Annotated in this window: 1 pseudogene; it reads left to right on the forward strand. The window is 70.9% G+C overall.

The features are described from left to right. Window positions 1-482: pseudogene (locus Voc01_RS52685) on the forward strand (hypothetical protein); the annotation flags it as partial. Window positions 483-525 lie beyond the last annotated feature (43 nt).

Genomic DNA, 525 nt, shown 5'->3' on the forward strand with positions numbered 1-525 from the left:
CGGGAGCAGACATGAGCGAGTACGACCCCGCGGCCGAGACCGACCCGGCCGCCGGCGACACCGGCTACCAGGAGGACCCCGGTTACGACGTCGTGGTCGCCGAGCAGACCGACGGTTCGACCGCCTACTTCATCGACACCGACCACGACGGCGTGGCCAACGCTGTCGCCTACGACGTCGACGGCGACGGCGACATCGACAAGGCCTTCGTCGACACCGACAGCGACGGCCGCCTCGACACCCTCGTCGTCGACCGCGACGGCGACGGCAACCCCGACGCCTTCTACTCCGACACCAACGGCGACGGCCGCATCGACGTCGTCGGCCTCGACAACGACGGCGACGGCAACCTCGACCAGGTCGCCATCGACCGCGACTTCGACGGCGACGCCGACGTCCTGGTCACCGACTCCGACCACGACGGCACCCTCGACACCGAGCGCTACCTCGACGGCGGAGCCAACCCCTACACCCGCCACTGACCGCACGACCGGTGCCCGCCACGGAGACCCGTGGCGGGCACCG

This window comes from Virgisporangium ochraceum, from assembly GCF_016863655.1.
GTDB classification, from domain to species: domain Bacteria; phylum Actinomycetota; class Actinomycetes; order Mycobacteriales; family Micromonosporaceae; genus Virgisporangium; species Virgisporangium ochraceum.